The organism is Bacillus sp. SIMBA_008 (assembly GCF_046535495.1).
GTDB lineage: Bacteria > Bacillota > Bacilli > Bacillales > Bacillaceae > Bacillus > Bacillus subtilis.
The window spans coordinates 1-296 of the sequence record NZ_JAWRWL010000253.1 but is presented as its reverse complement, the minus strand read 5'-3'; the positions used below and the strand labels follow the sequence as shown (position 1 = coordinate 296).

General features: G+C 40.9%; 1 pseudogene. It reads right to left on the bottom strand.

Annotated elements, in window-relative coordinates:
* Nucleotides 1-21 precede the first annotated feature (21 nt).
* Nucleotides 22-296, bottom strand: a pseudogene (cotE, locus tag SB658_RS23065) (outer spore coat protein CotE); the annotation flags it as partial.

Here is a 296-nt window from a genome sequence, read left to right as displayed (position 1 = left end):
GATATGCGCCCTAGTCATGAATTACTCTTCTGGATCACCCGCTAGGAATTCTGGATGAATATCTTCTAACTCCTCATCCACCTCTTCTTCCCACTCATGATCATCTTTTTCTTTCCAGCTTGAATTGACCTCTACAACAATTTTTGTTTCCCCTACCACTTCAGCAATGAATTCCCGCTCTGCTTGAACGATAATTTTATTGCCGTTTGGAGAAATGGTCACTTCTAAGCAATTCGGCTGCTGGAGCACTTTTGCAATCACTTCATGCTCATCATCAAGGAAATTTTTGTCTTTAT